Origin of the sequence: Phytobacter sp. V69, from assembly GCF_965644215.1 — a bacterium.
GTDB lineage: Bacteria > Pseudomonadota > Gammaproteobacteria > Enterobacterales > Enterobacteriaceae > Phytobacter.
This window is the reverse complement of record NZ_CBFFRL010000065.1, coordinates 1-24,328: the sequence shown is the minus strand read 5'-3', so window position 1 is coordinate 24,328 and position 24,328 is coordinate 1. Positions and strand designations below refer to the sequence as shown.

Here is a 24,328-nt window from a genome sequence, read left to right as displayed (position 1 = left end):
CGGCCTCATTTCTCGCTGCCGTCCAGATCAGATGCATCGCTCTCTGGGCTAAAATCTTGTGACGACACTATCTAGTTTTTTAACTGCATTACGCTTGTTACCGATAATCGGGCAAAACCTAAATGCAGACTGACGGGCCTGGCCGCCCAGAGCTGTATTTATGTTTTGCCCGATTTTGTTTTCAGGAGTTGGCGATGCTGGTCAAGCAAATATTAAATAATAATGTTGTCAGCGCGGTTGATGAAGATGGCCTGGAGGTTATTTTAACCGGCCGTGGGCTGGGGTTTAATACCCACAGCGGGGCCAGTATTGACCGACAAGCCATTGAGAAAATATTCCGTCTGCAGGATTCCCAGGTCTCCGCACGGTTTAAAGATTTGGTCAGCGAAGTGCCGGTCGATATTTTGCAATTAACTGCCGATATCGTCACCCTGGCACGCAATACATTGCCCCATAAGCTCAGCGAAGGGCTATATGTCACTCTCGCCGATCACCTGCACTTTGCGCTGCAACATCAACAAAACAATGAGATTTTGCCCAATCCGCTGGAGTGGGAAGTCCGCCATTTTTACACCAGCGAGTACGGCGTTGGCCGCCAGGCGCTGGGTATGGTCGTCGCCCGCACCGGAACATTATTACCCGACAGCGAGGCCTGCAGTATCGCCCTGCATATTGTGAATGCCGGGCTGAATGACACCATGGGAAAAACCGCGCAAATTACGCGCCTTATTTACCAACTGCAGAACATTGTTAAGTATTTTTTCAACTTGCCGCTTGATGAGCACAGTCTTAATTACCAGCGGTTCATTACCCATTTAAAGTTTTTCGCCCAACGGGTGATTGATGGAGTGGTGTTAAATAACGATGACGAGGAATTCTTCGAACTGGTTCAGCGGCGTTATCAAACCACGCTGAAATGTGTCGAAGCGATGAATGAGTTCGTCAGCAAAAATTATCACCACCCCATGAGCAACTCGGAAAAGCTCTATCTCGCGGTGCATATCGAGAATATTGTGCAGCGCACATCGCCAAACGCGGAGAAGGTTTAACATGTTAAATTATACGCAAAATAATTCGGGTTACAGGAAGGCGGCGGCGCAGTGAATCTCCAGGAACTTACACTGGTAAGTGACTGGGGTAAACGAGGAAAGCCAACGCATCTGTAGCCCGAAGGATGAAGCGCATAAATTCCATCCAGGCTTGTTACTGTTTACCCCTAAATAATTCGGGTTGCAGGAAGGCGGCAAGCGAGTGAGTCCCCAGGAGCTTACTGAAGTAAGTGACTGGGGTGAACGAGCGTAGCCAACGTATACGCAACGCGAAGTATAACGGGTAAATCAGGCAAACCCCAGAGGAAACAAGATCCCGATGCAAATCGGTCATTGTGGATGAAGTCGGTTATTGGCTTCAGTCTGGAGGAATTTTTTATGAATTATCAGGACACTGCACGGCAGATAATTGGCCTTATCGGTGGTAAGGACAACGTACTGTCGCTGTTTCACTGCATTACCCGTCTGCGTTTTTTACTCAAAGACAACGACAAGGCCGACCGCGCGAAGCTTGAAGCGCTCGACGGCGTGATTGGCGTCAACATCTCCGGCGACCAGTTTCAGCTGATTATCGGTAACGAAGTCGACCCCTTATGCAACGCGCTGCTCAGCCAGCTTCCTGGGCTGGAAAACAACCCGCGTCCCACCAAACGCCGTAACCCTGTCTCAGTGGTACTGGAGGGGTTATCGAGTATCTTCTCCCCGATCATTCCCGCCATTGCCGGGGCCGGTATTCTGAAAGGGTTGCTGGCGCTGATGGTCGCCATGAAATGGGTGGAAACCTCCAATCAGACCTACCAAATCCTGCTGGCCATCAGCGACGGGGTTTTCTACTTTATGCCGCTGGCGCTCTCCTTTAGCGCGGCGAAAAAATTCGGTGCTAACCCCTATGTCGCCGTGGCTCTCGCCGCCGTGCTTTTCCATCCGGCGATTCAGGCGCTGTTTAAAGCAGGTACGCCAGTGCACTTTATTGGCCTGCCCGTACCCACGGTCAATTACGCCTCAACGGTTATTCCGATTCTGCTGGCGGTGTGGCTGCTCAGTCACGTTGAACGGTGGGTCGACCGCATTATGCCCGGCCCGCTCAAAACCATTTTTGTGCCGCTGCTGTGCCTGCTGATTGTCACCCCTATCACCCTTATCGCCATCGGCCCGGTGGGCATTTTTGCCGGTAACGCGCTGTCCGGCAGCATTATCTGGCTGGTAGAGAACATGGGCGTCGTGGCGGGGATTGTGGTCGGTGGCACGCTATCGCTCATCATCATCACAGGTATGCACTATGTGATCGTGCCGATCATGATCAACAACATCAGTACCATGGGTTACGACCCGATCAAGATCCTCTTCTACATCGCCAACCTCGGCCAGGCCGGTGCCGCTTTCGGCGTCTTCCTGCGCGCTCGCGATAAAAAGCTCAAATCACTGGCGCTCACCACCAGCTTTAGTGCCGCGATGGGGATAACCGAACCAGCGATGTACGGGGTCAACATTCGCTACAAACGTCCGTTTGCCGCCGCGTTGATTGGCGGGGCCTGTGGCGGCGCGTTCGCCATGGCGATGGGAGTGAAAACCTACGCTTTTGCCTTAAGCGGTCTGCCGGGGATTCCGGGTCTGGTCGGCCCCACCTTTTTATGGGCGCTGGTCAGTATCGCCATCTCGTTTGTTGGTGCCGCCATCATCACCGTGATCCTCGGCTTTGAAGAGGCCGCCCAGCCGGTGGTCGCAGGCGTAAGCCCGATGCCCATCGCCCAGTCGGAAGAAAAACTGTTTGCCCCGGTCAGAGGTGAGCTGAAAGCCCTGAACACCCTGAGCGACCCAGTCTTCGCCGACGAGATTTTCGGCAAAGGGCTGGCGATTTATCCCACCACGGGGGAATTACGCTCCCCTGTAAACGGCAAGGTGGAGTCGGTCTTTGAAACCCACCATGCGCTGGCGCTGCAAAGCGATACCGGGGCGGAAATCCTGATTCATATCGGCATTGATACCGTCAAATTGGGCGGCAAGCACTTCACCAGCCATATCGACGCCGGACAGTTTGTTGAAGTCGGCGATCTGCTGGTCACCTTTGATCTCGACGCACTGCACGCCGAGGGTATCGACCCCAGCGTGATTGTGGTGGTGACCAACAGCGAACGCTACGGCGATATCAGCCCGGTTAAAGCCAATGGCGATGTCGCCAGCCGGGACGAATTTCTGACACTGACCGCATCAGCGGCATGAGGAGTAAGCGCATGACATTTTCTAAATCATTTCCGGAAGGGTTTTTGTGGGGTGGTGCAACGGCGGCAAATCAGCTCGAAGGGGCGTGGAATGTCGGCGGCAAGGGGCTGTCCGTCTCTGATGTCTATACGTTTGATATCAATACGCCCAAAGAGCGCTGGCTCGACCAATGGCTGGGAATGACCCACGCACAGGTGCGTGAAGCGCAAGATCCGAACAGCACGAAGTACTACCCGAAACGCAAAGGCAACGACTTCTACCACCATTTCAAAGAAGATATCGCGCTGTTTGCCGGGATGGGCTTTAAATGTTTCCGCATGTCGATTGCCTGGACACGACTCTTCCCGCGCGGTGATGAAACCACGCCAAACGAGGCCGGGCTGAAATTCTACGACGAGGTGTTTGATGCCCTGCACGCCCACGGTATCGAGCCGATTGTGTCGCTGTCGCGCTACGAGATGCCGCTGGCGCTGGTGACCGATTACGGCGGCTGGCCGAACCGCCAGGTGGTCGACTTCTATGTGCGTTTCGCCATCACCTGCTTTACCCGCTATCGCAAAAAAGTGAAGTACTGGATGACCTTCAACGAGATCAACTGCGTGAAGCACCATCCGTACGTCAGCGTTGGGGTGATTGAAGAGGACAACCCGCACCTCGAGCAGGATAAATATCAGGGTGCGCACCACCAGTTCGTCGCCAGCGCGCTGGCCACCAAAGCCTGCCATGAAATCATTCCCGGCTCGCAGGTGGGCTGCATGATCAGCTACCAGATGCTCTATCCGCACACCTGCCACCCGGATGACTTGCAGGCGTGCGAAGAAATGCAGCGCGTCTCCCTGTTCTTTAGCGATGTGCAGGCCCACGGCTACTACCCGGCTTACACCGATCGCATGCTGGCAGAGAAAGGCGTCACGCTGCAAAAAGTGGTGGGTGATGATGAAATCCTGCGCCAGCATCCGGTTGATTTCGTGTCGTTCAGCTACTACATGTCCAGCACCGTCAGCGCACATCCGGAAAAACTGGAAGGCGCGGAGGGCAACCTGATAACCGGCGGCATTCGTAACCCGCACCTGCCCACCAGCCAGTGGGGTTGGCAGATTGACCCGAAAGGGTTGCGTCTGGCGCTCAACCAGCTGTATGACCGCTACCAGAAGCCGCTGTTTATTGCCGAAAACGGCCTTGGGGCAGTGGATACCGTCAACGCCGATGGCTCCATCAACGACGATTACCGCATCGAGTACCTGCGCCTGCACATCGAACAGATGCAGGAAGCGCTAGCCGACGGCGTGGATCTGTTTGGCTACACCTGGTGGGGGCCGATTGACGTGGTGAGCGCGGGCACGGCGCAAATCTCCAAACGCTACGGGTTTATCTATGTCGATCAGGACGATATGGGCAACGGCACCCAGAAGCGTTCCCTGAAAAAGAGCTACCACTGGTACAAAAAAGTGATTGCGTCCAATGGCGAAGATTTAGCGGATTAAGGAGTGAATATGTCTGTTTTCCCGAAAGATTTCTTATGGGGTGGCGCGATTGCCGCCAACCAGGCGGAAGGTGCATGGAATGTGGACGGCAAAGGGCCGTCTATCTCCGATGTGGTGCGCGGCGGTATTGCGTCTGGCAAACATGATGCGGTTATCGACCCAAACAAATATTACGCCAGCCATGAAGCGGTCGATTTCTATCACCACTACAAGGAAGACGTGGCACTGTTTGCCGAGATGGGCTTTAGCTGTTTTCGTACCTCTATCGCCTGGACGCGTATCTTCCCGCGCGGCGATGAAACCACGCCTAACGAAGCGGGTCTGAAATTTTACGACGACCTGTTTGATGAGCTGCTCAGGCATGGCATCCAGCCGGTGATCACCCTTTCCCACTACGAGACGCCGCTGGCGCTGTATCAGGAGTATGGCGGCTGGAAGAACCGAAAGCTGGTAGATTTCTTCGCCCGCTACTGCGAGGTGGTGTTCAAACGCTATCGCGCGAAGGTCAAATACTGGATGACCTTCAACGAGCTAAACAACATGAACCGAATGCCGTTTGCCACCGGCGCGGTGGACCCCAGTTCCACACCGCAGGAGCTGTACCAGGCGAATCATCACCAGTTTGTCGCCAATGCGCTGGCCAACAAGCTGTGCCACGAGATTATCCCGGATGCGAAAATCGGCTGCATGTTGTCGCTCAGCACCGTTTACCCGGCCACCTGTAACCCGGAAGATATCTTCTCGACCATGCAGTTGCGCCGCCGTTCGCTGTTTTACTCCGACGTGATGATGCTCGGTGAATATCCGGCCTGGACGCCGCGCCTGTTCCGCGAGCAGAACATTGAGTTGGCGATGGAAGATGGCGATCTGGAACTGATTGCCCGCTACCCGTCCGACTACCTCGGCTTTAGCTATTACCGCAGCGTATTGCATCAGGCGGGGGGGGAATTCCGCGTCGATACCGGCGGCACCGTTGGTCAGGACAACCCGTACCTGGAAAAAACCGCCTGGGGCTGGCCGATTGATGCCAAAGGGTTCCGTATCGTCTGTAACGAGCTGGCGGACAGATACCGTAAGCCGCTGTTTATCGTTGAGAACGGCTACGGCGGCGTGGATGAGCCGGATGAAAACGGGGTAATTAACGACACCGCCCGCATCGATTATGGCCGCCAGCATATCCGTGAAATGGCCGAGGCGGTTGCCGATGGCTGCGACATCATGGGATACACCTGGTGGGGGCCGATTGATATCGTCAGTGCCGGTACCGGTGAGATGAAAAAACGCTACGGTTTTATCTATGTTGATAAGGACAACGACGGTAACGGTACCCTGAAACGCAGCAAGAAACGCAGCTTTGACTGGTATAAACAGGTTATCGCCAGCAACGGCGAATCACTGTAAGGTAATGGCGGAGCGGGAGATTTCCCGCTCCGTGACGTTTACCGATACAGACAAGGCTACATGATGAACACATGGAATTTGGTCGACCCTGAATTACGCCCGGTACTGGCCGATAGCAGCCCCCTCCCCCAGACACAAGACGCCCTCGCCGCACTCCGCCAGGGGCGCCAGCAGTCTGCCCTTGAGAATGTCGAGTTCTGGAGGAAAACCGGGGTAACGGTAGATGAGTATGTTGTAACTACACAATCTCATCCCGCCGTCCGAGTCTGTGTGATTGCTCCCGCAATGCCGGGGCAAACCCGAATGGGTATTTTGCATATTCACGGCGGCGGCCATCTGCTGGGCAGTCCGGAACAGTCGCTCTCACTGACCAGCGTCACCGCGCTACGCCATGACTGCGTCATCGTCTCGGTGGATTACCGCCTGGCGCCGGAAACCGTGTTTCCGGGTTCGCTGGAAGATTGCTATGCCGCGCTGGTGTGGATGACAGAAAACGCCGTCACGCTCGGTATTCACCCGGACCACATCGGATTGATGGGGGACAGCGCAGGAGCCGGGCTGGCGGCGTCACTGGCGCTGCTGGCGCTGCTGGCGCGCGACCGTAAAGGGCCAGCGCTGGCCTTTCAGAATCTGATGTTCCCGATGCTCGACGACAGAACGGTGACGGAAGAAAATCCGAATCAGGTAACCGGCGAGTTCGTCTGGACGCGGGAATACAATCGCTTCGGCTGGCAATCGCTGCTGGGCTGTGAGCCAGGTAGTGACGGAATTTCACCTTATGCCGCTCCGGCACGGGCGACGGATCTAAGTCATCTGCCGCCGACCTGGCTTGGCGTCGGCACGCTGGATCTATTTCTTGATGAGGATATGGCGTATGCACAGCGCTTAATTCGCGCGGGCGTTGCCGTGGAGATGGCAATCTGGCCGGGCGCGTATCACGGGTTTAACTCTGACCCGCAGGCGAAGGTGGCCGACCGGGCTCGCGAGCAGCGTCAGGCGTGGCTGTCGCAGTTCAGGCCGGTAGCGGATTAAGCCTTTCCCCTTACCCCCCCTCGCCCCTTTAGGGAGAGGGCTGGGGTGAGGAGAACAAACGCCACCTCACTACCCGAAACACAAAAAAACCCTGCACGCTGGCAGGGCTTGTTAATCACATCAGGCATCAGGCGCTCGCTGCGGGCTTACGCGGGCGGCGACGGCGCGGTTTTTCACCTGCCGGTTTACTGCCTGCCTGTGCGCGTGGCGCTTTCGGCGCACCACCGTCGTTGCGACGCGGCTGTTGCTGGCCACGACCACCACCGCCCTGACCGCGTCCACCACGACCCTGGCCCTGGCTCTGACGACCATTAACAATCGGCTCAGCCTTGATTGACGGATCCGGCTCATAACCCGGCAGGGCAATACGCGGGATCTCTTTTTTCAGCAGACGTTCGATATCACGCAGCAGTTTGTGTTCATCGACGCACACCAGCGACAGCGCTTCACCAGTAGCAGCCGCACGACCGGTACGGCCGATACGGTGCACGTAATCTTCCGGCACATTCGGCAGCTCATAGTTCACTACGTGCGGCAGCTCTTCGATATCCAGGCCACGGGCGGCAATGTCGGTTGCAACCAGCACACGGATGTCACCAGATTTAAAATCGGCCAGCGCACGGGTACGCGCCCCCTGGCTCTTGTTACCGTGGATTGCCGCACTGCGAATCCCATCTTTGCCCAACTGCTCGGCAAGGTGGTTTGCACCGTGTTTGGTACGGGTAAAGACCAGCACCTGCTGCCAGTTGCCTTCGCCAATCATCTGGGAGAGCAGCTCGCGCTTACGTTTTTTATCGACCAAGTGAACGTGCTGCGTCACCTGCTCAGACGCGGTGTTACGGCGCGCCACTTCGATTTCCAGCGGGTTGTGCAGCAGCTTTTCGGCCAGACCTTTGATGTCATCCGAGAAGGTCGCGGAGAACAGCAGGTTCTGACGACGCACCGGCAGTTTTGCCAGCACGCGACGAATATCGTGGATAAAGCCCATATCCAGCATGCGGTCGGCTTCGTCCAGTACCAGGATCTCAACGCTGTCCAGTTTGACGGCGTTCTGGTGTTCTAAATCCAGCAAACGGCCCGGCGTAGCGACGAGGATATCAACGCCACTGCGCAGCTTCATCATCTGCGGGTTAATGCTCACGCCGCCGAAAACCACCAGCGAGCGCAGATTCAAATATTTGCTGTAATCACGGACGTTTTCGCCGATTTGCGCGGCAAGTTCGCGGGTCGGGGTCAGGATCAGCGCGCGCACAGGACGACGGCCTTTCGCATGTGGCTCTTTCTGTACCAGGCGTTGCAGCAACGGCAGCGTAAAGCCTGCGGTTTTGCCGGTACCGGTCTGGGCGCTGGCCATCAGGTCACGGCCTTCCATAACGGCAGGAATAGCCTGTTGCTGAATAGGGGTTGGCTCACGGTAGCCCTGCTCTTCTACTGCACGCAGGATTTCCGGAATAAGGCCAAGGGAATCAAAAGACATAACAACTCCGCACCGCCCCGACCATAACAGGTGTAGTTTTCGAGGAGATAATAATGTGACAGATGACAAAAACCACAATGTCATGAAGTGGCGGAGTGTAGCAGCTTTTGTGACACAGCGCATAAAATATCGCGCAAGGATAATTCTGCGAAGGTTAAAGCTGCGACAACCTCTGCAACGTTTCCGGATGACAAGCGATCATGCGAATTAAAAGCAAGGCCTGAGCATTCGGTTTGGCCCGTCCTTGTTCCCAGTTTTGGTAGGTCGTCTGCCCGGTATGAAGATACCCGGCGAAGACAGCCTGTGAGAGATTGAGCTTCTCACGAATACTGCGTAATTCGTCTGGCGTAAGTACGATTTTAGACGCGGCTTTGACATGGTGGGTTCGTAGCGTTTTTTTGCCAGAATTGTGGGCATTCCACTCTTCCATCCCCTCCATCAGTTCTGAAAAAATAACGCGATTTTTCATAAGGTCTCACCTTTTTTAAGCCGTTCAAACATCATGCGAAGAATGTCACACTGCCTAGGCAATAAATCATCCTGCTGGTCTTTATCGTAAAGGGTAAATAACAAAAACCACGCGTATTCCTGCCACCAGTAATAGATAATCCGCACGCCACCCCGTTTACCCTTCTGCCTTTTTGCATCAGAAAACCGGACTTTGCGCAGTCCACAGTATGTGGTAATAACCTGACCTGCACGTGGATTCAGCAATAAAAACTGCTGAAATTCTTTGAATTCATCATCCGTAAAATAGCTTGTGCGATACCGTTCAAACGGCGCGAGCTCTATAAAGATCGCTTCCATAATGCGCCTCTCATCCATGTTCTTCGAAATAATATCCCCAATATGGGGATATTTTCACTTACACAATATGACAGGCTCACTGGACACGGCGAAAAAAACACCATAAAATTAATCAATCGATTGATTAATTTTATTCTGCATATGAATACGACCTCAACAACCAGTAAAGGCGAGCAGGCCAGAAATCAGCTGATTGCTGCCGCCCTTGCGCAATTTGGCGAATATGGTCTGCATGCCACTACCCGCGATATCGCTGCGCTGGCCGGGCAGAATATTGCCGCGATCCCCTATTACTTCGTTTCGAAAGAGGATCTGTATCTCGCCTGCGCCCAGTGGATAGCGGACTTTATCGGCGCCAATTTCCGCCCTCACGCCCAGGCCGCCGAAGTTCTGTTTACCCACGCGGAGCCGGACAAAGAAGCGATACGCGAACTGATTCATCGGGCCTGCAAAAACATGATTGTGCTGCTCACCCACGATGACACCCTGAACCTGAGCAAATTTATCTCGCGCGAACAGCTCTCCCCAACCCGCGCTTACCAGTTAGTCCACGACCAGGTGATCGCCCCGCTGCACAGTCACCTTACCCGGCTGATTGCGGCCTACACCGGGAGAGAGGCCGATGATACGCAGACCATTTTGCACACCTACGCGCTGATCGGCGAGATCCTCGCCTTCCGCCTAGGTCGGGAAACCATTTTGCTGCGCACCGGATGGGCGCAATTCGACGATGAGAAAGCCGACCTGATTTGCCAGGTCATCACGTGCCATATCGATCTTATCCTGCAGGGATTAACAAGGAGTTCCGGGTTATGAAAAAACCTGTCGTCATCGCGTTGATTGTCGTTATCGTACTCGCCGCCCTGGGCGGTGGCTGGATGTGGTATCAAAGCCGACAGACCGCCGCCCTCACGTTGTACGGTAACGTGGATATCCGCACCGTGAATCTGAGCTTCCGGGTCGGCGGACGTCTCGCCTCGCTGGCGGTGGATGAAGGAGATGTGATAACTGCCGGGCAGCCGCTTGGTGAAATCGACAAGGCCCCTTACGAGAACGCCCTTTTGCAGGCGCAAGCCAATGTCTCGACGGCGAAGGCAAAATACGATCTGGTCACCGCGGGCTATCGCGATGAAGAGATTGCCCAGGCGGCAGCGGCAGTCAATCAGGCACAGGCGGCCTACGATTACGCGCAAAACTTTTATCAGCGCCAGCAGGGGCTATGGAAAAGCCGGACCATTTCCGCCAACGATCTGGAAAATGCGCGATCATCCCGCGACCAGGCACAGGCCACGCTGAAATCGGCACAGGATAAGCTCAGCCAGTATCGCACCGGTAACCGCCCGCAGGAGATAGCCCAGGCCAAAGCCAGTCTCGAACAGGCACAGGCCGCACTTGCCCAGGCGCAGCTGGATTTGCAGGATACGCAGCTTGTCGCCCCCTCGAATGGCACCCTACTTACCCGCGCCGTGGAGCCGGGCAGCATGTTAAGTGCCGGAAGCACCGTTCTGACGCTCTCCCTCACCCGCCCGGTTTGGGTTCGCGCCTACGTTAACGAAGTCAATTTGCATCAGGCTCAACCCGGTCAGCCCGTGTTGCTGTACGTTGATGGTCGCCCGAATAAGCCCTACCACGGCAAAATTGGCTTTGTCTCTCCTACCGCTGAATTCACCCCGAAAACCGTGGAAACGCCGGATCTGCGTACCGATCTGGTTTATCGCCTGCGCATTATCGTCACCGATGCCGACGACGCCCTGCGCCAGGGGATGCCGGTCACCGTAAGCTTCGACACTGGAGCGCGGAATGAGTGAGGCAACGATCCGTCTGAACGGCCTGGTCAAGCGCTTCGCCGGGATGGAAAAACCGGCCGTCGCCCGCCTGGACTGCACCGTGAAGGCCGGATACGTCACGGGGCTGGTTGGGCCGGATGGCGCGGGGAAAACCACCCTGATGCGGATGCTGGCCGGGCTGATGAAACCCGATGAAGGCAACGCGCAGGTTATCGGCCTCGACCCCATTGCCAATAACAGCGAACTGCACGCCTCGCTCGGCTACATGCCGCAAAAATTCGGCCTGTATGAAGATCTCACAGTGATGGAAAACCTGAACCTGTATGCCGATCTGCGCAGCGTAACCGGGGATGCGCGTAAAGAGACCTTTGCCCGGCTGCTGGAATTCACCGCCCTCGCCCCCTTTACCGGGCGGCTGGCGGGCAAATTATCCGGCGGCATGAAGCAAAAACTGGGGCTCGCCTGTACCCTGGTCGGGCAGCCCAAAGTACTGCTGCTGGACGAACCCGGCGTCGGGGTGGACCCCATTTCACGTCGTGAGCTGTGGCAGATGGTGCACTCCCTCGCCGGGGAGGGCATGCTGATTTTGTGGAGCACCTCCTATCTGGACGAAGCCGAGCAGTGCCGCGATGTGCTACTGATGAACGAAGGCGAGCTGCTCTATCAGGGTGAGCCGCGCGCCCTGACGCAAACCATGGCCGGGCGCAGTTTTCTCGCCCACAGTGAACAGGAAAACAATCGCCAGCTGTTACAGCGTCTGCTGAAACTGCCGCAGGTCAGCGACGGGATGATTCAGGGGCGCTCCGTGCGGGTGATTCTGGCAAAAGAGTCCAGCGTCGATGAACTGCGCAGCGCCTCGGCGTTAACGCAACTCGATATTGAAGAAACCGCACCGCGTTTTGAAGATGCCTTTATCGACCTGCTGGGCGGAGCCGCTTTCACCCAGTCGCCGCTGGGGGCCATTCTGCATACCGTGGACGGTACGCCGGATGAAACGGTGATCGAAGCCCAACAACTGACGAAAAAATTTGGCGATTTCGCCGCCACCGATCACGTCGATTTCGCCGTGAAGCGCGGCGAAATTTTTGGCCTGCTCGGGCCGAACGGCGCGGGTAAATCCACCACTTTTAAAATGATGTGCGGCTTACTGGTTCCTACCTCCGGCAAAGCGCTGGTGCTGAACATGGATTTAAAAACCAGCTCCGGACAGGCGCGCCAGCACCTTGGCTATATGGCGCAAAAATTCTCCCTTTACGGCAACCTGACGGTGGCGCAGAACCTGCGCTTTTTCTCCGGCGTCTACGGCCTGCGCGGGCACGCTCAGCAGGATAAGATCACCCGGATGGTGGACGCGTTTGGCCTTAAGGCGATTGCCGATCAGGCAACCGACTCCCTGCCTCTGGGTTTTAAGCAGCGCCTGGCACTGGCCTGCGCGCTGATGCATGAACCGGACATTCTGTTTCTCGATGAGCCAACGTCCGGCGTCGACCCGCTGACCCGCCGCGAGTTCTGGCTGCACATCAACAGCATGGTGGAAAAAGGGGTGACGGTGATGGTCACCACTCACTTTATGGACGAGGCCGAATATTGCGATCGCATCGGGCTGGTCTATCGCGGCAAGCTTATCGCCAGCGGCACGCCGGATGCCCTGAAAGCGCAAACCGCCGATGCAGAGCACGCCGACCCGACGATGGAGCATGCGTTTATTACGCTTATCCATAACTGGGATAAGGAGCATCACGATGCATAGTCCTGTTTCCCTGCGCCGCGTGCGCGCCCTCTGCGTCAAAGAGACGCGGCAGATTGTGCGCGATCCCAGTAGCTGGTTGATTGCGGTGGTGATCCCGTTATTGCTGCTGTTTATTTTTGGCTACGGCATCAACCTGGATTCCAGCAAGCTGCGGGTGGGCATTTTGCTGGAACAGCGCAGCGAAGAGGCGATGGATTTCGCCCATACGATGACCGGCTCCCCGTGGTTTGACGCAACCGTCAGCGATAACCGCCAGCAGCTTATTCAGCTCATGCAGGCCGGGCGTATTCGCGGGCTGGTGGTGATCCCGGTGAATTTTGCCGAACAGATGGCGCGCCCCGGTGAAGATGCGCCGCTGCAGGTGATCACCGATGGTAGCGAACCCAATACCGCCAATTTCGTGCAGGGCTATGTGCAGGGGATCTGGCTGATCTGGCAACAGCAGCGGGCCGAAGATCGTGGCGAAAGTTTCGAACCGCTGATTGACGTGCAGATGCGCTACTGGTTTAACCCGGCGGCCATCAGCCAGCATTTTATTATCCCCGGCGCGGTGACCATCATCATGACGGTGATCGGCGCGATCCTCACCTCACTGGTGGTGGCGCGCGAGTGGGAACGCGGTACCATGGAGGCACTGCTCTCCACCGAAGTGACGCGCGTGGAACTGCTGCTGTGTAAACTCATCCCCTACTACTTCCTCGGCATGCTGGCGATGCTGCTGTGCATGCTGGTGTCGGTGTTTATTCTTGGCGTGCCGTATCGGGGTTCACTGGTGATCCTGTTTTTGATTACCAGCCTGTTTCTGCTCAGCACGCTGGGCATGGGGCTGCTGATCTCCACCATCACCCGTAACCAGTTCAATGCCGCGCAGGTGGCGCTTAACGCTGCCTTTTTACCGTCGATCATGCTGTCCGGGTTTATTTTCCAGATTGACAGTATGCCCGCCGTGATTCGGGCGGTGACCTACATTATTCCGGCGCGCTATTTCGTCAGCACCCTGCAAAGCCTGTTTCTGGCGGGCAATATTCCGGTGGTGATGGTCATTAACGTGCTGTTTCTGCTGGGATCGGCAACGATGTTTATTGGCCTGACGTGGATGAAAACCAAACGTCGGTTGGATTAATTCTTGTGCTCGGATGTTGCCCGGTGGCGCTACGCTGACCGGGGCTACGAGCCTTGTAGGTCGGGTCAGCGCAGCGCCACCCGACATGAGGACGGCAACCATGTTTCATCGCTTATGGACACTGATTCGCAAAGAGCTGCAGTCGCTGCTGCGTGAACCGCAGACCCGCGCCATTTTGATTTTGCCGGTGGTCATTCAGGTGCTGCTGTTCCCGTTTGCCGCAACGCTTGAGGTCACCAACGCCACCATTGCCGTTTACAACGAAGATAATGGCAAACACGCGGTGGAATTGACCCAGCGCTTTGCCCGGGCAAAAGCCTTCACCCACGTGCTGATGCTCAACAGCCCGCAGGAGATTCGCCCGACAATCGACGAGCAAAAAGCGCTATTGCTGGTGCGCTTCCCGGCCGATTTTTCCCGCAAGCTCGACACCTTCACCCAGGCGCCGTTGCAGCTAATTCTCGACGGGCGTAACTCCAACAGCGCCCAGATTGCCGCCAATTACCTGCAGGAGATCGTCAAAGATTATCAGCAGGAATTGCTGACTGGAAAAACGAAGCCGAACAATAGCGAGCTGGTGATTCGTAACTGGTATAACCCGAATCTCGATTACAAATGGTTTGTGGTGCCGTCGCTGATCGCCATGATCACCACCATTGGCGTGATGATCGTGACTTCGCTGTCGGTGGCCCGCGAGCGCGAACAGGGCACCCTGGATCAACTGCTGGTTTCACCGCTGGCAACCTGGCAAATCTTCGTCGGCAAAGCGGTGCCAGCCCTGGTGGTCGCCACCTTCCAGGCCACCATCGTGCTGCTCGCCGGGATCCTCGCCTATAAAATCCCCTTTGCCGGGTCGCTGCTGCTGTTCTATTTCACGATGCTGATTTATGGGCTGTCGCTGGTGGGGTTCGGCCTGCTGATTTCATCCCTGTGTTCGACTCAGCAGCAGGCGTTTATTGGGGTGTTTGTCTTTATGATGCCCGCCATTTTGCTCTCGGGCTATGTGTCGCCCGTCGAGAACATGCCGGTGTGGTTACAGGATTTGACATGGATTAACCCTATCCGTCACTTTACGGACATCACCAAGCAGATCTATCTGAAGGATGCGAGTTTTGCGATTATCTGGCAGAGCGTGTGGCCGCTACTGGTGATAACGGCCACCACGGGTTCGGTGGCGTATGCGATGTTCCGGCGTAAGGTGATGTAGCCTTACGCCCCCGCACCTTAATGCAATTTGAAGGATTTGGACTGGATACGTTTCTCTTTTGCCAGCAGGGAGACGACGGCTGGCCCGGCGAGAATGACCAGCCCAACCAGGGCCAGCAGCAGATTGTTTTGCATCACGCGTGACAGTAGCCACAGCACAATCATTGCCACGCCGAAATACCAGGTGGTGGTCAGTTCTTCCAGAACATCGCCAATGCCGCGCCAGCGTTCTTCATGGTGGCGCTGCAAAAACAGCATCAACAGAACCGTTACGCTATAGATAACGCACAGACCCAGACCGACCCGCACCATCGCGCCGCTCATCCAGGCTGTTACCAGCACCGCCACAACCAGCAAATGCAACATAATCTGCCAACAACTCAGGCCGGTTGTGACACGAACACGTTGTTGCCACTTCATGGCATCTCCCCTGACGAATTTTTCACTTAACAAAGAGTACTGATATTTACAGAAAATTCCGTAACCCCGCATCTTTTTGTGACAGAGACTACAATTTATTTTCATCAGGATAGTGAGTCTGGCAGGAGAATTATGACCCAACAAACCCGTCAATTTTCATTGAAAGTACTCACCATTAACACCCATAAAGGCTTTACCGCCTTCAACCGGCGCTTCATTTTGCCGGAGCTGCGTGACGCGGTACGCACCGTCAGCGCCGACATTGTCTGCCTGCAGGAAGTGATGGGTGCCCATGAGGTTCATCCGCTGCACGTGGAGAACTGGCCGGATACCACCCACTACGAATTTCTCGCCGACACCATGTGGAGCGACTACGCCTACGGGCGCAACGCCGTCTATCCGGAAGGCCACCACGGTAATGCCGTGCTTTCACGTTTTCCTATCGAACATTATGAGAATCGCGATGTGTCCGTTGGCGGCAGTGAAAAGCGCGGCCTGCTCTACTGCCGCATCGTGCCGCCGGAAATCGAACGCGCCGTCCACGTCATTTGCGTGCATCTGGGCCTGCGGGAAGCCCATCGCCAGGCACAGTTAACCATGCTGGCTGAATGGGTCAATTCGCTGCCGGAAAACGAGCCGGTGGTGGTGGCCGGTGATTTTAACGACTGGCGACAGCGGGCAAACCATCCGCTCAAGGTACAGGCCGGGCTGGAAGAGATCTTCACCCGCGTCCACGGCCGCCCTGCCCGCACCTTCCCGGTCAGCCTGCCGCTGTTACGCCTGGACCGCATCTATGTGAAAAATGCCAATGCCAGTTCGCCCACGGCGCTGCCGCTGCGTAACTGGCGGCATTTATCTGACCACGCCCCTCTGAGTGCGGAGATCCACCTATGAAATGCACGTGGCAAGAGGGTAATCGCATCCAGCTTCTGGAAAATGGCGAAAACTTTTACCCGGCGGTGTATGCCGCCATTGAGCACGCACAGCAGAAAGTGATTCTTGAAACCTTTATCTGGTTTGAAGACGAGGTAGGACGCGAGCTGCATGCCGTCTTACTCAAGGCCGCACGTCGTGGGGTGCATATTGAAGTGTTGCTCGACGGCTACGGCTCGCCGGATTTGAGCGACGCCTTCGTCAATGAACTTACGACGGCGGGCGTCGTGTTTCGCTATTACGATCCGCGCCCACGCCTGTTCGGGATGCGCACCAACGTCTTTCGCCGCATGCACCGTAAAATTGTGGTGGTCGATAACACCGTGGCCTTTGTCGGCGGCATTAACTACTCCGCCGAGCACGTCACCAGCTACGGCCCGGAAGCCAAGCAAGATTATGCAGTACGGGTCGAAGGCCCGGTGGTGGAAGACATCCTGCAATTCGAACTGGACAACCTGCCCGATCAGGCCCAGGCCAAACGCTGGTGGCAGCGCAGACGCCACCGGGCGGAAGAGAACAAAAGGCCCGGCGAAGCCCAGGCACTGTTTGTCTGGCGGGATAACAACGATCATCGCGACGATATTGAGCGCCATTACCTGAAAATGCTCGCCAATGCCAAACGCGAAGTGATCATCGCAAACGCCTACTTTTTCCCCGGCTACCGATTGCTGCATGCCATGCGTAACGCCTCGCGGCGCGGGGTCAGCGTGAAGCTAATTGTGCAAGGGGAACCGGATATGCCGATCGTCAAAGTCGGTGCCGAGCTGCTGTACAACTACCTGCTGAAAGGCGGCGTCCAGGTGTATGAATATCGCCGCCGCCCGCTGCACGGCAAGGTCGCGCTGATGGACGATCACTGGGCGACGGTGGGCTCAAGCAACCTCGATCCACTCAGCCTGTCTCTGAACCTGGAGGCCAACCTTATCATTCACGACAGGGAGTTCAACCAGACATTGCGCGACAACCTCAGCGCCATCATCGCCAACGATTGCCAGCGGGTGGATGAATCCATGGCCCCGAAGCGCACCTGGTGGAACCTTGCCAGGGGCGTGGTGGTGTTCCACTTTCTGCGCCACTTCCCGGCGATGGTGGGCTGGCTCCCCGCCCATACGCCGAAACTGGCGCTGGTGCAGGCCCCCGTACAGCCTGAAATCGAAACTCAGGACCGCGTCGCCACGGAAAATTCGGGGGGAGATACCTGATGGCAAAATCACATCCGCGCTGGCGGCTGGCGAAAAAAATCCTCACCGGGCTCTTTTTTATCGCTGTTGCGGTTCTGCTGGTGCTGTATGCACAAAAGGTCGACTGGGATGATGTGTGGAAGGTTATCCGTGACTACAACCGCACGGCCCTGCTCAGTGCGGTAGCGCTGGTGGTCATCAGCTATTTAATCTACGGCTGTTACGATCTGCTCGGGCGGGCCTACTGCGGCCACAAGCTGGCCAAACGGCAGGTCATGCTGGTGTCGTTTATCTGCTACGCCTTTAACCTGACGCTCAGCACCTGGGTCGGCGGTATTGGCATGCGTTACCGCCTCCATTCCCGGCTAGGTCTGCCGGGCAGCACCATCACGCGCATTTTTTCCCTGAGTATTACCACCAACTGGCTGGGGTATATTCTGCTGGGCGGGATCATTTTTACCTTTGGCGTGGTGGATGTGCCCGCCCACTGGTATATCTCCGATACCACTCTGCGCATTGTTGGCGTGGCGCTGCTGCTGTTTATCGCGCTCTACCTGTGGGCCTGCGGCTTTGCCAGGCGTCGCCATTTCACCGTTAAGGGCCAGAAGCTGGTTATTCCGTCATGGCGATTTGCCATCCTGCAACTGGCGATTTCCAGCGCTAACTGGATAGTGATGGGAGCGATTATCTGGCTGTTACTCGGCCAGCAGGCCAACTTCTTCTTTGTGCTCGGCGTGCTGCTGGTCAGCAGTATTGCCGGGGTCATCGTGCATATCCCGGCGGGTATTGGCGTGCTGGAAGGGGTGTTCCTTGCCTTACTGGCAGGCGAACACACCTCTCAGGGGGTGATTATTGCCGCACTGCTGGCCTATCGCGTGCTCTACTATTTCCTGCCGCTACTGCTGGCGCTTATCGGCTACCTGATTCTGGAAAGCCGGGCGAAAGCGCTGCGGGAGAAAAATGAAAAAGCACTGATGAATTCATAACGCGGCTTTTAGGCGCTGGTGTTGCCAGTAAAGCACCCAGGTGGCAAAAGGCCGGCCGTTCATTATCCAGCGACATTAAAAGAGCATCAGCCAGGCGTAGCCCACGGGTATCGCTTCACGTGTCTGGACATCCCCCAGCGCAGACCACAGCATGCTGGTCGCCAGCATGCAGAACAAACCATTGAGTAAAAAGGCATATTTAAAGGTGACGACACCCACCATTTTCCCTTCCTGCACGCGTTTTCGTAGCGGAATGATGATGACCAGAAACAACGTCAGGATGAGGATAAAAAGGTGAAAATAGTGCCGGGTGCTGAGCTGCCAGTGTGAAAGGATTGCGCCAAGGCAGAGGGCAAAGACCACCGCCTGCAGCATACTCGCCAGCCCAATATGGGTACCATCCAGCATCGTCTGACGGCGGTCAATAATATCCCTGACGGTAGCGTGAGCGGCGGGACGTCCTTCCCGCACGCTGTTTTCTGTCTCCTGGCCCTGAGCCACCAGCCAGGCCAGGCGATATCCAATGATCGTATCGATGAGCTTCACAACAACCTCCTTTGTTGCATGTCCACTTATCGTTCTGACCGCCAGCCGTTCCTAACGACGGTTGCCAAAAATGCGCAGCAGCATCAGGAACAGGTTGATGAAATCCAGATAGAGGGTTAACGCGCCTAAAATCGAGTATTTGCGCAGCGTGGATTTATCCTGCACATCGATTTGCGTGCCGATGTTTTTCAGCTTCTGCGTATCGTAAGCGGTCAACCCCACAAAAATGATGACCCCGATATAGGTCACCGCCCACATCAGCGTTTCACTTTTCAGCCAGAAATTCACCACCGACGCCAGAATGATGCCGATAAGCCCCATAAACAGCATGCTGCCAAGGCCACTCAGGTCGCGTTTAGTGGTATAGCCATAGAGGCTCATCGCACCAAACATCCCGGCGGTCACGACAAAGGTCGCGGCGATAGACTCAGCGGTATAAGCATAGAGGATGCCGGAGAGGGTCAGCCCGGTGAGGGCCGAATAGAGCATAAACAGCGTGGTCGCCATGCCTGCGCTGAGCTTGTGTATCATGCCGGAGAGCACAAACACCAGCGCCAGCTGCGCGATAATCAGACCGAAGAACACCACCCGGCTGGAGTAAATTGCCGCCAGGACGGCTTCATTGAACACCGTATACCAGGCGATAAAGGCCGTCAGTAACAGCCCACAGGTCATCCAGCCGTAGACCTGCGCCATGTAGGTTTGCAAACCGGTACGGGCAGGCGAAACAATAGAATCGGAACGCGGAAATCTGTCCATGGTGACTCCTCAAAAAGTGGATACCCCATGTTCAAGATTAACACAATCCCGACAAAGCGTTACCAGCGTTGCGCCGCCTGTTTATCGGTGTCCCGCGCCTCTACCCAGCGCTCCCCCTGCGGGGTGGCTTCACGCTTCCAGAACGGCGCGCGGGTTTTCAGGTAATCCATAATAAACTGGCCTGCGTCAAAGGCGCTGCTGCGGTGCGCACTGGTGACGCCAACGAAGACAATCTCTTCGCCAGGCCAGAGTTCACCCACGCGATGAATCACCGTGACGTGACCCAACGGCCAGCGGGCACGCGCATCGTCAACGATCTCGGTCAGCGTCTTTTCGGTCATCCCCGGATAATGTTCGAGCGTCAGAGCGCTGACGTTATCGCCGAGATTATGGTTACGCACCTTGCCGGTGAAGGTCACGATCGCACCGTCTTCATCCCGCTCGTTCAGCCAGTTATATTCATCGCCGACGTTAAACGGCGCATGGCCAACTACAATTCGCGTCTGTGCCATCTTAGCCCCCGCTCACCGGTGGGAAAAACGCCACTTCGTCGCCTTCCTCGAGCGGATTTTCAAAGCTCACCAGCGTCTGATTCACCGCCGCCAGCAGTTTGCCCTCTTCCAGCGCCAGCGCCCAGCGATCGCTGCGCGCGGCAAGGTGTTGGCGTACCGCTTCCACGGAAGGAAACATCTCGTCCAGCGTTAACCGGTCACACCCGGTCAGTTCGCGCACCTGCGCGAAAAAAAGTACATTAATCATCTGCTTCTACCTTGAAATCACCGGACTTACCGCCGCTTTTCGCCAGCAGGCGTACCGGGCCAATGACCATATCCTTCTGCACGGCTTTGCACATGTCGTAAATCGTCAGGGCCGCTACCGACGCCGCCGTCAGCGCTTCCATTTCCACGCCTGTTTTGCCCGTCAGACGGCACAGGGATTCAACTCGGACCCGGTTATGTTCCGGCTGTGCCTGTAATTGCACTTCCACTTTGCTCAGCAGCAGCGGATGGCACAGAGGAATCAAATCCCAGGTGCGTTTCGCCGCCTGAATGCCCGCAATACGCGCCGTGGCAAAGACATCACCTTTGTGGTGGCTGCCGTCAATAATCATCGCCAGCGTTTGCGGCTGCATGGTCACAAACGCTTCGGCGCGGGCTTCCCGTACGGTTTCTGCTTTTGCGGAGACATCCACCATGTGCGCTTCGCCGTCGGCGTTAATATGGGTCAGTTGCGACATAATTTAAGGCTTAATGTGGGAGTGAAAATGACACGGACGCGTGCGCGCATCCAGCTGCGGAGCAATGATATTGTCCCATGCGGTGCGACAGGCTTTAGTCGAACCCGGCATGGCGAAAATGAGCGTCTTGTTCGCCATTCCCGCCACCGCACGCGACTGTAGCGTGGAGGTGCCGATCTCTTCAAAAGAGAGCATGCGGAACACTTCGCCAAAGCCTTCAACTTCGCGGTCGAACAGTGGCAATAAGGCCTCGGGCACCTGGTCGCCATCGGTAAAACCGGTGCCGCCGTTAATCAACACCACCTGCACGTCTTCGCTGGCAATCCATACGGAGACCTGCGCGCGGATGGCGTAGCGGTTCTCTTTCACGATGGCTTTCGCCACCACGTGGTGCCCGGCTTCCTGCGCGGAATCACGCAGAAAATGACCTGAGGTGTCGTCCTCTTCACCACGACGACTGGAGACCGTAAGAATCGCGATACGGGTAGGGATAAATTCAGCACTGACCTGACTCATTTCTTTTTCTCCTTGTGGCCGTTATCCGCCGATATAAGACAGATTTTGCGTAATGCCGGTGTTGCCCTGATGCAAAAAGTGGGTCTGTTTTTTGTGCGTCAGTGCCGCGGCAATGCGCGTTTCCAGCACGGACTGCTGATCGTCTTCCTGCAGCAGATCGCGCAGGTCTACGCCGCCGTCACCAAACAGGCATAAATGCAGCTTTCCAGTTGAAGAGACCCGCAGCCGGTTACAACTGGCGCAAAAGTCTTTTTCATAGGGCATGATCAGACCAATTTCTCCAGCATAATCCGGGTGGCAGAAAACCTGCGCCGGGCCGTCACTGCGGCTACGCAGCTTCTGGATCCAGCCGCGCTTAAGCAGTTCAACGCGCAGCACATCGCCGGAGATATGATGTTTTCGAAAGAGATCGCTGCCTTCGCCGGTTTCCATCAGCTCGATAAAACGCAACTGAATGGGGCGAGGTTTGATCCAGGAAAGAAAGGTGTCGAGCTGGTGGTGATTGACGTCGCGCATCAGCACGGTATTAACTTTGACTTTTTCAAAGCCCGCCGCAAAAGCGGCATCAATGCCGCCCATCACCTGCTTAAATTTATCCTGACCGGTAATCGCGTAAAATTGACGAGCATCGAGACTGTCGACGCTGACGTTAATCGCCGTCAACCCGGCATCGCGCCATTGCGCCACATCTCGCGCCAGACGGTAGCCGTTGGTGGTGACGGCAATCTGGCGGATCGCGCGATTTTCTCGCACGGCAGCGATAATGTCGGTAGAGTCGCGACGCAGCGACGGTTCGCCACCCGTAAGACGGATTTTTTCCGTGCCCATGGCAGAAAACGCACGCGTGACGCGGCGAATTTCCTCAAGGCTGAGAAAACCCTTATTGGTGACGCCGCTCGGCTTGTAGCCGTTGGGCAGGCAGTAAGTGCAACGGAAGTTGCATACGTCAGTGATCGACAAACGCAAGTAAAAGAACTTACGCGCGAACGTGTCAGTCAGTTGTGTGGCCATGTACACCTTTCCAAATACGGGAGATGCAGTCATTTCTTTCTGCACCCTGGCGGCTGATACTGGTGGGTATCGCCACGGCCAAAGCACCTTATCGTCAGACTTAGGTACAGAGGCTAGAGTGTATGTTGTGCGTAACGAGATAAAATCGTTATGGCGATAGTAGCGCGAAGCGTTTTGTTTCGCCAACATCATTATCGTTATATAAACTGCTATATAGCGACATGATCCTGCATTTTCACTACAGAGTACGTGAAAATCACTTTTTTGCTTTGATATACGTCATTTTCCACCCTGCACGGCATCGTCATTAGGTGGTATTTAGGTTAACGTAGCGCGGTAATCATTTATAAGGAAGGTTTATGCGTAATCGCACTCTTGCGGATCTGGACCGCGTCGTTGCGCTTGGCGGCGGGCACGGTCTGGGCCGCGTGATGTCGGCTTTATCATCATTAGGTTCCCGGCTCACCGGAATCGTGACGACAACGGATAATGGCGGCTCTACCGGGCGTATTCGCCGCTCTGAGGGCGGCATTGCCTGGGGCGATATGCGCAACTGTTTAAATCAGTTAATTACCGAACCCAGCGTCGCTTCGGCGATGTTTGAGTACCGTTTTAGCGGTAATGGTGAACTTTCTGGTCATAACCTCGGAAACTTGATGTTAAAGGCGCTGGACCACCTCAGCGTGCGGCCTCTGGAGGCGATCAACATCATTCGCAACCTGCTAAAGGTGGATGCATTTCTTATTCCGATGTCTGAACAACCCGTTGATTTGATGGCAACCGACAATGAAGGCCACCTTGTCTATGGCGAAGTGAATATTGACCTGCTGGAATCCCCGGTACAGGAACTGATGCTGTTCCCCAAAGTACACGCCACGCGGGAAGCGGTTCAGGCGATTGCCGAAGCGGATTTGATTCTGATAGGTCCTGGCAGTTTCTATACCAGCCTGCTGCCTTTACTGCTGCTGGAAGACCTCTCCCAGGCGCTGCGCCGCACGCCCGCACCAGTGGTCTATATCGGTAATCTGGGCAAAGAGCTGAGCGTTGCCGCCGCCAGCCTGACGCTTAAGGATAAGCTGACGATTATGGAACAGTATGTCGGTAAACCGATTATTGATGCCGTTATCGTGGGGCCGAAAGTGGATGTCTCCGAAGTTTCTGACCGGGTTGTTATTCAGAATGTGCTGGAAGCCAGCGATATCCCCTATCGCCACGATCGGCATTTGCTGCGTGAGGCGCTGGAAAAAGCGGTTCAGGCGCTGGGCTAACCGCGCGGCGGGTACGATTTGAGCCCGCCGTGTCACGTTTCCTTAATTTCTTAAGGTTGTCTTAGATAGTGTCGTCACAAGATTTTAGCCCAGAGAGCGATGCATCTGATCTGGACGGCAGCGAGAAATGAGGCC

Annotated in this window: 25 protein-coding genes and 1 riboswitch; of the genes, 14 read left to right on the top strand and 11 right to left on the bottom strand. The window is 55.8% G+C overall.

What is annotated here, in order from left to right:
- The first annotated feature begins 194 nt into the window (after positions 1–194).
- From licT to ACSZPU_RS11390, 5 genes are all read left to right on the top strand, one after another.
- Positions 195–1,049, top strand: a complete 855-nt coding sequence (gene licT, locus ACSZPU_RS11410; protein ID WP_498998686.1) for a BglG family transcription antiterminator LicT — start codon at positions 195–197, stop codon at positions 1,047–1,049.
- 378 nt (positions 1,050–1,427) lie between these two features.
- Positions 1,428–3,269, top strand: a complete 1,842-nt coding sequence (locus ACSZPU_RS11405) for a beta-glucoside-specific PTS transporter subunit IIABC (RefSeq protein WP_498998683.1) — start codon at positions 1,428–1,430, stop codon at positions 3,267–3,269.
- Positions 3,270–3,280: 11 nt separating this feature from the next.
- Positions 3,281–4,753, top strand: a complete 1,473-nt coding sequence (locus ACSZPU_RS11400) for a glycoside hydrolase family 1 protein (RefSeq protein WP_498998681.1) — start codon at positions 3,281–3,283, stop codon at positions 4,751–4,753.
- A 9-nt stretch (positions 4,754–4,762) separates the two neighbouring features.
- Positions 4,763–6,154, top strand: coding sequence for a glycoside hydrolase family 1 protein (locus ACSZPU_RS11395; RefSeq protein ID WP_498998679.1), 1,392 nt, complete (start codon positions 4,763–4,765; stop codon positions 6,152–6,154).
- A gap of 63 nt (positions 6,155–6,217) precedes the next feature.
- On the top strand, positions 6,218–7,186 hold the full coding sequence (locus ACSZPU_RS11390; RefSeq protein ID WP_498998688.1) for an alpha/beta hydrolase: 969 nt from the start codon (positions 6,218–6,220) through the stop codon (positions 7,184–7,186).
- Positions 7,187–7,313: 127 nt separating this feature from the next.
- Here ACSZPU_RS11390 and rhlE read toward each other — a convergent pair whose 3' ends face one another.
- The 3 genes from rhlE to ACSZPU_RS11375 all read right to left on the bottom strand — a co-directional run bounded on the left by rhlE (position 7,314) and on the right by ACSZPU_RS11375 (position 9,470).
- Complete coding sequence (rhlE, locus tag ACSZPU_RS11385; protein WP_498998678.1) at positions 7,314–8,663, bottom strand: ATP-dependent RNA helicase RhlE; 1,350 nt, start codon at positions 8,661–8,663, stop codon at positions 7,314–7,316.
- Positions 8,664–8,817: 154 nt separating this feature from the next.
- Complete coding sequence (locus ACSZPU_RS11380; RefSeq protein ID WP_498998675.1) at positions 8,818–9,132, bottom strand: helix-turn-helix domain-containing protein; 315 nt, start codon at positions 9,130–9,132, stop codon at positions 8,818–8,820.
- Entirely contained in the window at positions 9,129–9,470 is a 342-nt protein-coding gene (locus ACSZPU_RS11375) for a toxin (protein WP_498998672.1), read from the bottom strand. The genes ACSZPU_RS11380 and ACSZPU_RS11375 overlap by 4 nt, the downstream gene beginning before the upstream one ends.
- Positions 9,471–9,611: 141 nt before the next feature.
- On the opposite strand from ACSZPU_RS11375, the gene cecR reads away from it, so the two are divergent.
- From cecR to ACSZPU_RS11350, 5 genes are all read left to right on the top strand, one after another.
- Complete coding sequence (gene cecR / locus ACSZPU_RS11370) at positions 9,612–10,286, top strand: transcriptional regulator CecR (RefSeq protein ID WP_498998670.1); 675 nt, start codon at positions 9,612–9,614, stop codon at positions 10,284–10,286.
- A complete protein-coding gene (gene hlyD / locus ACSZPU_RS11365) occupies positions 10,283–11,278 on the top strand; it encodes a secretion protein HlyD (protein ID WP_498998668.1) in 996 nt (331 codons plus the stop codon). Before cecR ends, hlyD begins: the two co-directional genes overlap by 4 nt.
- Complete coding sequence (locus tag ACSZPU_RS11360) at positions 11,271–13,007, top strand: ATP-binding cassette domain-containing protein (protein WP_498998665.1); 1,737 nt, start codon at positions 11,271–11,273, stop codon at positions 13,005–13,007. The genes hlyD and ACSZPU_RS11360 overlap by 8 nt, the downstream gene beginning before the upstream one ends.
- Positions 13,000–14,130 (top strand): ABC transporter permease, encoded by a 1,131-nt coding sequence (locus ACSZPU_RS11355; protein WP_498998663.1) that lies wholly within the window; start codon positions 13,000–13,002, stop codon positions 14,128–14,130. The genes ACSZPU_RS11360 and ACSZPU_RS11355 overlap by 8 nt, the downstream gene beginning before the upstream one ends.
- 100 nt (positions 14,131–14,230) lie before the next feature.
- The gene (locus ACSZPU_RS11350; RefSeq protein WP_498998661.1) at positions 14,231–15,337 is read left to right on the top strand and encodes an ABC transporter permease; all 1,107 of its coding nucleotides are present in this window, start codon (positions 14,231–14,233) and stop codon (positions 15,335–15,337) included.
- 17 nt (positions 15,338–15,354) lie between these two features.
- Here ACSZPU_RS11350 and ACSZPU_RS11345 read toward each other — a convergent pair whose 3' ends face one another.
- On the bottom strand, positions 15,355–15,756 hold the full coding sequence (locus ACSZPU_RS11345) for a YbhQ family protein (protein ID WP_498998658.1): 402 nt from the start codon (positions 15,754–15,756) through the stop codon (positions 15,355–15,357).
- A gap of 132 nt (positions 15,757–15,888) precedes the next feature.
- Between ACSZPU_RS11345 and ACSZPU_RS11340 the strand changes: the two genes are divergently transcribed.
- From ACSZPU_RS11340 to ACSZPU_RS11330, 3 genes are read left to right on the top strand one after another with little or no spacing between them, the layout of a single operon-like run.
- Complete coding sequence (locus ACSZPU_RS11340) at positions 15,889–16,650, top strand: endonuclease/exonuclease/phosphatase family protein (RefSeq protein ID WP_498998656.1); 762 nt, start codon at positions 15,889–15,891, stop codon at positions 16,648–16,650.
- Positions 16,647–17,891, top strand: a complete 1,245-nt coding sequence (gene clsB / locus ACSZPU_RS11335) for a cardiolipin synthase ClsB (RefSeq protein ID WP_498998653.1) — start codon at positions 16,647–16,649, stop codon at positions 17,889–17,891. Before ACSZPU_RS11340 ends, clsB begins: the two co-directional genes overlap by 4 nt.
- A complete protein-coding gene (locus ACSZPU_RS11330; RefSeq protein WP_498998650.1) occupies positions 17,891–18,856 on the top strand; it encodes a lysylphosphatidylglycerol synthase domain-containing protein in 966 nt (321 codons plus the stop codon). The genes clsB and ACSZPU_RS11330 overlap by 1 nt, the downstream gene beginning before the upstream one ends.
- Positions 18,857–18,931: 75 nt before the next feature.
- On the opposite strand, the gene ACSZPU_RS11325 is transcribed toward ACSZPU_RS11330, so the two are convergent.
- From ACSZPU_RS11325 to moaA, 7 genes are all read right to left on the bottom strand, one after another.
- Positions 18,932–19,402, bottom strand: a complete 471-nt coding sequence (locus ACSZPU_RS11325; protein WP_498998647.1) for a hypothetical protein — start codon at positions 19,400–19,402, stop codon at positions 18,932–18,934.
- A 51-nt stretch (positions 19,403–19,453) separates the two neighbouring features.
- Positions 19,454–20,161 (bottom strand): Bax inhibitor-1/YccA family protein, encoded by a 708-nt coding sequence (locus ACSZPU_RS11320; protein ID WP_498998644.1) that lies wholly within the window; start codon positions 20,159–20,161, stop codon positions 19,454–19,456.
- Positions 20,162–20,220: 59 nt separating this feature from the next.
- Positions 20,221–20,673: a molybdopterin synthase catalytic subunit MoaE gene (moaE, locus tag ACSZPU_RS11315; RefSeq protein ID WP_498998641.1), complete on the bottom strand. Its 453-nt coding sequence runs from the start codon at positions 20,671–20,673 to the stop codon at positions 20,221–20,223.
- 1 nt (position 20,674) lies between these two features.
- A complete protein-coding gene (gene moaD, locus ACSZPU_RS11310; protein ID WP_498998639.1) occupies positions 20,675–20,920 on the bottom strand; it encodes a molybdopterin synthase sulfur carrier subunit in 246 nt (81 codons plus the stop codon).
- On the bottom strand, positions 20,913–21,398 hold the full coding sequence (gene moaC, locus ACSZPU_RS11305; RefSeq protein ID WP_498998636.1) for a cyclic pyranopterin monophosphate synthase MoaC: 486 nt from the start codon (positions 21,396–21,398) through the stop codon (positions 20,913–20,915). Before moaC ends, moaD begins: the two co-directional genes overlap by 8 nt.
- 3 nt (positions 21,399–21,401) lie before the next feature.
- Entirely contained in the window at positions 21,402–21,914 is a 513-nt protein-coding gene (gene moaB, locus ACSZPU_RS11300) for a molybdenum cofactor biosynthesis protein B (RefSeq protein WP_498998634.1), read from the bottom strand.
- Positions 21,915–21,935: 21 nt separating this feature from the next.
- Positions 21,936–22,925 (bottom strand): GTP 3',8-cyclase MoaA, encoded by a 990-nt coding sequence (gene moaA, locus ACSZPU_RS11295; RefSeq protein WP_498998631.1) that lies wholly within the window; start codon positions 22,923–22,925, stop codon positions 21,936–21,938.
- A riboswitch (molybdenum cofactor riboswitch) is annotated at positions 22,913–23,058 on the bottom strand. (Overlaps the previous gene by 13 nt.)
- A 226-nt stretch (positions 23,059–23,284) precedes the next feature.
- Between moaA and yvcK the strand changes: the two genes are divergently transcribed.
- Positions 23,285–24,193 carry a uridine diphosphate-N-acetylglucosamine-binding protein YvcK gene (gene yvcK / locus ACSZPU_RS11290; protein ID WP_498998628.1) on the top strand — a complete coding sequence of 303 codons (909 nt, stop codon included), beginning with the start codon at positions 23,285–23,287 and terminating at the stop codon, positions 24,191–24,193.
- The last annotated feature ends 135 nt before the right edge of the window (positions 24,194–24,328 follow it).

What these genes read in the sequence shown, in the direction of transcription:
- licT (WP_498998686.1), top strand. Translation starts at nt 195, where the DNA reads ATGCTGGTCAAGCAAATATTAAATAATAATGTTGTCAGCGCGGTTGAT.
- ACSZPU_RS11405 (WP_498998683.1), top strand. Translation starts at nt 1,428, where the DNA reads ATGAATTATCAGGACACTGCACGGCAGATAATTGGCCTTATCGGTGGT.
- ACSZPU_RS11400 (WP_498998681.1), top strand. Translation starts at nt 3,281, where the DNA reads ATGACATTTTCTAAATCATTTCCGGAAGGGTTTTTGTGGGGTGGTGCA.
- ACSZPU_RS11395 (WP_498998679.1), top strand. Translation starts at nt 4,763, where the DNA reads ATGTCTGTTTTCCCGAAAGATTTCTTATGGGGTGGCGCGATTGCCGCC.
- ACSZPU_RS11390 (WP_498998688.1), top strand. Translation starts at nt 6,218, where the DNA reads ATGAACACATGGAATTTGGTCGACCCTGAATTACGCCCGGTACTGGCC.
- rhlE (WP_498998678.1), bottom strand. Translation starts at nt 8,663, where the DNA reads ATGTCTTTTGATTCCCTTGGCCTTATTCCGGAAATCCTGCGTGCAGTA.
- ACSZPU_RS11380 (WP_498998675.1), bottom strand. Translation starts at nt 9,132, where the DNA reads ATGAAAAATCGCGTTATTTTTTCAGAACTGATGGAGGGGATGGAAGAG.
- ACSZPU_RS11375 (WP_498998672.1), bottom strand. Translation starts at nt 9,470, where the DNA reads ATGGAAGCGATCTTTATAGAGCTCGCGCCGTTTGAACGGTATCGCACA.
- cecR (WP_498998670.1), top strand. Translation starts at nt 9,612, where the DNA reads ATGAATACGACCTCAACAACCAGTAAAGGCGAGCAGGCCAGAAATCAG.
- hlyD (WP_498998668.1), top strand. Translation starts at nt 10,283, where the DNA reads ATGAAAAAACCTGTCGTCATCGCGTTGATTGTCGTTATCGTACTCGCC.
- ACSZPU_RS11360 (WP_498998665.1), top strand. Translation starts at nt 11,271, where the DNA reads ATGAGTGAGGCAACGATCCGTCTGAACGGCCTGGTCAAGCGCTTCGCC.
- ACSZPU_RS11355 (WP_498998663.1), top strand. Translation starts at nt 13,000, where the DNA reads ATGCATAGTCCTGTTTCCCTGCGCCGCGTGCGCGCCCTCTGCGTCAAA.
- ACSZPU_RS11350 (WP_498998661.1), top strand. Translation starts at nt 14,231, where the DNA reads ATGTTTCATCGCTTATGGACACTGATTCGCAAAGAGCTGCAGTCGCTG.
- ACSZPU_RS11345 (WP_498998658.1), bottom strand. Translation starts at nt 15,756, where the DNA reads ATGAAGTGGCAACAACGTGTTCGTGTCACAACCGGCCTGAGTTGTTGG.
- ACSZPU_RS11340 (WP_498998656.1), top strand. Translation starts at nt 15,889, where the DNA reads ATGACCCAACAAACCCGTCAATTTTCATTGAAAGTACTCACCATTAAC.
- clsB (WP_498998653.1), top strand. Translation starts at nt 16,647, where the DNA reads ATGAAATGCACGTGGCAAGAGGGTAATCGCATCCAGCTTCTGGAAAAT.
- ACSZPU_RS11330 (WP_498998650.1), top strand. Translation starts at nt 17,891, where the DNA reads ATGGCAAAATCACATCCGCGCTGGCGGCTGGCGAAAAAAATCCTCACC.
- ACSZPU_RS11320 (WP_498998644.1), bottom strand. Translation starts at nt 20,161, where the DNA reads ATGGACAGATTTCCGCGTTCCGATTCTATTGTTTCGCCTGCCCGTACC.
- moaE (WP_498998641.1), bottom strand. Translation starts at nt 20,673, where the DNA reads ATGGCACAGACGCGAATTGTAGTTGGCCATGCGCCGTTTAACGTCGGC.
- moaD (WP_498998639.1), bottom strand. Translation starts at nt 20,920, where the DNA reads ATGATTAATGTACTTTTTTTCGCGCAGGTGCGCGAACTGACCGGGTGT.
- moaC (WP_498998636.1), bottom strand. Translation starts at nt 21,398, where the DNA reads ATGTCGCAACTGACCCATATTAACGCCGACGGCGAAGCGCACATGGTG.
- moaB (WP_498998634.1), bottom strand. Translation starts at nt 21,914, where the DNA reads ATGAGTCAGGTCAGTGCTGAATTTATCCCTACCCGTATCGCGATTCTT.
- moaA (WP_498998631.1), bottom strand. Translation starts at nt 22,925, where the DNA reads ATGGCCACACAACTGACTGACACGTTCGCGCGTAAGTTCTTTTACTTG.
- yvcK (WP_498998628.1), top strand. Translation starts at nt 23,285, where the DNA reads ATGCGTAATCGCACTCTTGCGGATCTGGACCGCGTCGTTGCGCTTGGC.